This is a genomic window from uncultured Planktosalinus sp., from assembly GCF_963973675.1.
GTDB lineage: Bacteria > Bacteroidota > Bacteroidia > Flavobacteriales > Flavobacteriaceae > Planktosalinus.
Window position 1 is genome coordinate 1 of record NZ_CAXBAN010000157.1, and the last position, 5,912, is coordinate 5,912.

At 39.2% G+C, this 5,912-nt stretch carries 7 protein-coding genes; all 7 read right to left on the reverse strand.

Going from position 1 to position 5,912, the window contains the following annotated elements; all coding sequences use genetic code 11:
* Positions 1 to 77 precede the first annotated feature (77 nt).
* Positions 78 to 1,385 (reverse strand): APC family permease, encoded by a 1,308-nt coding sequence (locus tag AACY61_RS07515; RefSeq protein ID WP_339610964.1) that lies wholly within the window; start codon positions 1,383 to 1,385, stop codon positions 78 to 80.
* Between the two features lie 58 nt (positions 1,386 to 1,443).
* Complete coding sequence (locus tag AACY61_RS07520; protein ID WP_339610965.1) at positions 1,444 to 1,779, reverse strand: hypothetical protein; 336 nt, start codon at positions 1,777 to 1,779, stop codon at positions 1,444 to 1,446.
* Positions 1,780 to 1,860: 81 nt separating this feature from the next.
* Positions 1,861 to 3,024: a heparan-alpha-glucosaminide N-acetyltransferase domain-containing protein gene (locus tag AACY61_RS07525; protein WP_339610966.1), complete on the reverse strand. Its 1,164-nt coding sequence runs from the start codon at positions 3,022 to 3,024 to the stop codon at positions 1,861 to 1,863.
* Positions 3,025 to 3,086: 62 nt separating this feature from the next.
* The gene (locus tag AACY61_RS07530; protein ID WP_339610967.1) at positions 3,087 to 3,899 is read right to left on the reverse strand and encodes a sterol desaturase family protein; all 813 of its coding nucleotides are present in this window, start codon (positions 3,897 to 3,899) and stop codon (positions 3,087 to 3,089) included.
* Between the two features lie 46 nt (positions 3,900 to 3,945).
* Positions 3,946 to 4,707 carry a glucose 1-dehydrogenase gene (locus AACY61_RS07535; protein WP_339610968.1) on the reverse strand — a complete coding sequence of 254 codons (762 nt, stop codon included), beginning with the start codon at positions 4,705 to 4,707 and terminating at the stop codon, positions 3,946 to 3,948.
* Between the two features lie 28 nt (positions 4,708 to 4,735).
* Positions 4,736 to 5,215: a nuclear transport factor 2 family protein gene (locus AACY61_RS07540; protein ID WP_339610969.1), complete on the reverse strand. Its 480-nt coding sequence runs from the start codon at positions 5,213 to 5,215 to the stop codon at positions 4,736 to 4,738.
* A 32-nt stretch (positions 5,216 to 5,247) separates the two neighbouring features.
* Positions 5,248 to 5,912: zinc-binding dehydrogenase (locus AACY61_RS07545; protein ID WP_339610970.1), on the reverse strand; the 665-nt coding region annotated here is incomplete at its 5' end.

Here is a 5,912-nt window from a genome sequence, read left to right on the forward strand (position 1 = left end):
GTTGTTATTGTCAATTACAGCTTATGCATAAATTTGGTTTTGCTTGATAATTTTTTTTTCGGATGTTTCTAAAGAATTTAATCATCACCCTGGTGTTTGGTTACTTTTTTATTTATCAAATAAACAATCGTCAAAAAGACTGTAAAAACAAGCGTCCCTATGGCTTCAGGAACAGTCATTTTTGAAAGAAAGTAAATGATAATCCCCGCTGAAAGTATGGGTACAGTGAAGCCACCGGGGATTTTAAATTCGCCAGGTTTTGATTTTTGTGTAAAACGCAATTTGATAACCGCCAATGAAACGCCTAAATATTGTAATAAAATCCCACCTGTAGCAATCACCGCGAGTTGTTCAAAGCTTCCTATAGCTGCCACTATAAATCCCGCCAATGCATAAGCAAGAATGGCCAGGTGAGGTGTTTTGAATTTGGAATGAATAGTGCCAAAGGCCTTTACCGGTATTACACGGTCTCTGGACAACGCGTAAAGCACGCGCGGCATATTCAGTATGGCACCACTCATATACCCAAACATAGAAACTGCGGCACCTGCAGTTAAAATCAAAAATCCGGTACTGCCAAAAACGGCTCGGGCTGTTTCTGCCAGGGGAGCTTTCTGGTCTGCCAGTGTATCACCCAGGACTCCCTGAGCAACGAGTTGTATAAGGACATAAATAATCAGTACTGCACTGATTCCTACAAAAATGGATTTCGGAATGTTTTTATTTGGGTTTTTTACTTCGCCACTTACATTCAGGCCTGTTTCCCCGCCAATGAATGCAAAAAACAGGATCAGAGAAGTAGCCCCCAGTTGTTCAAAGCTTGGTAAAGCCTCAATGGAAATATTAGTCATGGAGACTTTGGGCAGTCCTAAAACAATGAGTAAAAGCAGCGGAAGGATTTTGACAATTACTAGGAATTTAACCAGACCAACCCCTTGTTTAACGCCCCATATATTGATAAAACCAAGGCCAAAGAAAACAACAAAGAGAAATGATATGCGAACCAATTCAAGCTCAAACACCGGAAATGCAGCAGCGAGAATATTTACTAATGCGTTTGAAACTGCGGCATCGGCCATTAAAACAGTAACAAGATATAAGTTTCCGGACAGGAAGCCGGCATAGTTACCAAAAGCCGTTTCAATATAGGTATAAAGCCCACCTGTGGTGGTTATTTTGCTTCCCACTTCGGCAAAACAAAGCATAATCAAGGCAATCAGGATTCCGCAAAACAAATAGGCCAACGCACCGGAGGCTCCCATCCCGGCAGCTACTATGGCCGGTAACACAAAAATACCCGAACCGATGATGACATTGACTATGTTTGATGACAGCCCAAAAACACCTATTGTTCGAAGTAGGTTTTCTTGTTTATTAATTTTCATTTTTAAGGTTTTTTGGTTGGATTTATCTCAAAGAAAATTAGCGAGTAGTTTTTTTAAATCAATAAATGATATTATCCAAAATGTTATCTAAGTACTTTTCTTTCTTGCAAAATTCATTGTCAGCCATATAAACATTGAAAATTTCTTTTCTCAATTCAACGAGCTCTAGGACCCCATAATGGTGATATCCGATTGCTGCATCAATTTTTTTTAAACTTTTTTTCTTTTTGTCCCCTTTAAATTCGGCATAGATTTTATCAAATACTTCCTGAGAGGTTTTTGATTGAATCAAGTCAATTTCTTCAGGAGATGATTCACCATCTGCTTTGGCGCATAAAAGCATAATATAAATTTTCAGTTCTTCTTTTGTCCAGTTTTTGTGATTATTTTTCATAGTGTAAAAATATTTTGTTGTAATTCAGGATTTTAAATTTAATCTTTTTTAATGAATTTATATTCTACATAACTGATGTCATTATAAATAACTTAGCCATCCGTACTGCCGATTGTTCTTTTTAAAATTCCAATACCATTTGCATACCGGGTATAAGCTTACGACCACAAATAGCCATATCAGGTACACAACACTCAGTGAAAAGCCATAGCCCTGCAATTCTGTTACAAAGCCAATCCACACGTCAATAATCATCAGTTTTGGGTCATAACCGGTTAGATACACCGCCAAAACTGCCAATAGATGTATCCAGTAAATGTGGATGATGTAAAAAAACATGGGCACTTTGCCAAAGAGTACCATGACATCAAATAATTTTCCTTTAAGCTTTTCAGCCAGTGAAAGCACAATTAAAGAGGGCCCCAATGTGATTAATAAAAACAACAATGAAGGCGGGTACTTGGTGACATTAAAAAAGGAGAGGACTGTTTTTGAAAAATCTTCATATGTGGTCCAAGGCACCAAATCACCATATACATTTGCGAAACGCAAAACAAAAAACAACACAATTGCTGAAAAACCGATGCCCAGTAATAAACGGTGACGTTTAGCAGTATCAAACCCCGATTTATACAAGTCACCCAGATAATAACCGAGTGGCATCACAAAAATCCAAGGTATAAGGGGATAAGCGTTTATTATGTTACTACTTTCAGTGAGAGGAATAGGTCCTCTAATGTGTAGCAGGTTCCAAAAATCACCCAATTGCCCACCTGTGAAACCATCAAATACATTGTGTCCAAAAATCACGAGCAGACACAGCGGGATCATTAATTTTTTTGGGAAATGGATAAACAAAGCCAGAAACAGCATCGAGGCACCTAAAAGCCAGATGACTTGAAAAACAATAGCATTGAAATTGAACTGAAACCGCCACCCAAAGGATATGATGATAATCTCAACAAATATGAGCCATAACCCTCGCTTCAAAAGCCATTTACTAACTGCATTTTTACCGATTTTTTGTTCTACAAAAAAGGCAGAAGTACCTGCCAGAAACACAAATACCGGCGCACAAAAATGGGTAATAAAGCGCGTAAAAAAGATCCAGAAATTGGTTTGGTCAATATCAGTAGGGTCAAAATAAAAATAATCTTTATGAAAATAGACACGCACGTGGTCTAAAGCCATTAAGACAATGACAAACCCTTTCAGAAAATCAATGGATTGGATACGGGTTTTCATTTGTGGTTTAATTTATTAATTTAATATCTTTTTACTAACAAAGCTTCGGTTCAATTAGATTTCTATTTTTCAGAAGAATCCTGATCATTAATATTGATAAAAGGCGTTTTCATCAAATACCAAAAGGATTGTTTGCGGTCGTCAAATTCTTTGAGACCGAGTTTGACCTGGTCCGGGTGTTTGTATTTAAATGTCCCGAAAAGTCTGTGCCATAGAATAAAAATATCGGCATAATTAGAGTTGGTGTAATATTCATCCTGGTCGTGATGCACGCGGTGAAAGTTGGGTGTTGTAAAAATGAGTCCGAAGGTTTTATCAATCCAGCCAGGATATTTTATATTGCAATGATCTATAAAGACATAGGGAATAATAATTAAAACAAACAAACCAAGTCCAATTGTGTCCAAACCAAAAAGTGCCGCGGCTACAACTCCTGAAGACCCAAAATAAAACACTAGTTCAATGGGATGCACCCTGATGTTAGAAGAAGCGTCCATACGACTGTCACTGTGATGCACGCGGTGGAAATTCCATAATAAAGGGACGTAGTGGGCAATACGATGGAACCAATAATTTGCCATGTCAAAAAGCATCACGCTAAACAATAGAAATAACCAAATAGGTAAGTCTAAATGATGGAACAGACCTATTTCGTGCGTGTGCAACCAATCGATTGCAATCACGATAATGCCCGCCCAAAATAAATTCAATAAAGTAATGAGTATTAAAAAACCGATGTTTTCCAGTAAATGCTTACCCATTTTATCAAATTTAAATTGGGTGTTGAACACGTTTTCTGCAGTAAAGAAGATTACAAGTAGTACCACAGTAAAATAATCTAAGTTGATGCTGATGAGTGAAGTGAGTGTTTCCATTTGATCTATGTTTTTGAGATGGAACTCTGAAATTTAAATTATCATTTTACATTGTTAAAGTAAGCCCACCGTCAGCTGTAAGTGTGGTTCCTGTTATATAGCTTGCCTCCTCTGAACAAAGAAATACAATAGTCTTCGCCATTTCTTCCGGGAGTCCTGCACGTCTCAAATGTACCGTTGGCAACAAGTTTTTATCATACAAGTCATCACCAACAATCCCTCGCAATCGCTGATGCATGGGAGTCACTATTGCTCCCGGACACAATAAGTTAACGCGTATGCCTTGTGGTGCAAGCTCAGCAGAGACACTTGTTGTTAAGCCTATCAACCCATGTTTTGAAGCGACATAAGCTGACCCTGTTGGAAAGCCAAGAAATGAATTGACGGAACCAACATTAACGATCGCACCACCATGGCCTAATTTCAACATAGCTCTGGCCTCATATTTCATTGAGAGAAAAACGCCTTTCAGATTGATGTCAAGAACTTGGTCCCAATCGTCTTCTTCAAGATCAGTAATCATATTAAGTTGACCTTCAATACCTGCATTATTGATGGCGAAATCCAATCGACCAAATACGTTCAAAGCATGTGCAACCATATGTTCCACACTTTTTGCATCAGAAACGTCTGTTTTGATTGCCGAAGCTTTTCCGCCTTTTGCTTCAATAGAAGCGACCAAGCTGTCAAGTTCTACTTTTCGGCGTGCCGCAACAACGACTTTTGCACCTTTTTCGGCGAATGCTTCTGCTGTTGCTCTTCCTATGCCACTACTTGCTCCGGTAATGAGTGCGACTTTATTTTTCATTGTTTAATATTACTTGTAGTATGAAATTTTAATTTGTTTCAGCATCAACCAATTTTCTAGTATCCACATACTGCTGAAAAGCGGTGATTTTGCCGTCTTTTAAAGTCCACAAATGGGCAACTTGCGCATTGTAAGCTTTTCCGGTGGATTTGTTTTTGGCATTGTAGCGCAAGGTTGCGAGGACTTTGTTGTTGTGCATCTCGTGCAGTTCTATATCTTCTAAGGTAAAGTATTCGTGATCAGCTAGCACTCTGCCAAAAACACCATTCAAAACCGCATCTGGACCGATGTAGGGGTTTCCATCTGCATATGGATTGCCTTCAGCTTCCATCCAAACAATCTTAGCATCCATTGCACCCAGTACTGCAGGAACATCACCTGCGGAAAAGGCTTTGTAGAGACCGTCAATGATGGTCATGTTTTCATTGTTGATGGTTTCCTGGCTAAAAGCGTTAAGGCTAACCAATATCATAATAATTGTTGCTAATAGATTTTTAATTGTTTTCATTGTTTCTGATTTTTTAGGGTTAATTTGATTTTTTAGTTTTCCAATACAATCCGGTAACGGGCTTTCCCTGATTCTAAATGTGCTAAAGCTTCATTCACCTTTGCCATAGGAAATTCTTCGGTAATGGGGTAAATGTCATGGCGAACGCAGAATTCAAGCATGGTTCGTGTCAATGCCGGACTCCCAAGGGGACTTCCCGTAACTGATTTCTGTCCCATGAGTAGTGTAAATGCCGGAATAGCTAAAGGTTCCAAGACTGCACCTACATTGTGAAATTTCCCTTTGGGAGCCAGTGCCATCAAATAAGAATTCCAGTCCAGGGTTACGTTGGTTGTATTCAGAATAAAATTTAAGGTGCCCGCGATTTTTTCCAGTTCTTCAGGATTTGTAGAATCTACCACTTTGGTGGCACCCATAGCTAAAATGGATTCTTTTTTACTGGGGTTAGAGCTAAAAGCAATCACCTCACAGCCCCATTTATTGAGGAATTTGAGTGCCATATGGCCAAGACCTCCAATTCCGATAACGCCCACTTTATCTGTTGCTTTTACACCTGCTATGAGTATGGGGTTAAAAACGGTGATTCCACCGCAAAGCAGCGGACCTGCTTTTGCAAGGTTGATACCTTCGGGTAGCGGAATGGCCCAAGACCAATGAGCGCGCACGTAATCTGCAAAGCCACCATGGCGACCGCCTA

What these genes read in the sequence shown, in the direction of transcription:
- AACY61_RS07530 (WP_339610967.1), bottom strand. Translation starts at nt 3,899, where the DNA reads ATGGAAACACTCACTTCACTCATCAGCATCAACTTAGATTATTTTACT.
- AACY61_RS07525 (WP_339610966.1), bottom strand. Translation starts at nt 3,024, where the DNA reads ATGAAAACCCGTATCCAATCCATTGATTTTCTGAAAGGGTTTGTCATT.
- AACY61_RS07540 (WP_339610969.1), bottom strand. Translation starts at nt 5,215, where the DNA reads ATGAAAACAATTAAAAATCTATTAGCAACAATTATTATGATATTGGTT.
- AACY61_RS07515 (WP_339610964.1), bottom strand. Translation starts at nt 1,385, where the DNA reads ATGAAAATTAATAAACAAGAAAACCTACTTCGAACAATAGGTGTTTTT.
- AACY61_RS07535 (WP_339610968.1), bottom strand. Translation starts at nt 4,707, where the DNA reads ATGAAAAATAAAGTCGCACTCATTACCGGAGCAAGTAGTGGCATAGGA.
- AACY61_RS07520 (WP_339610965.1), bottom strand. Translation starts at nt 1,779, where the DNA reads ATGAAAAATAATCACAAAAACTGGACAAAAGAAGAACTGAAAATTTAT.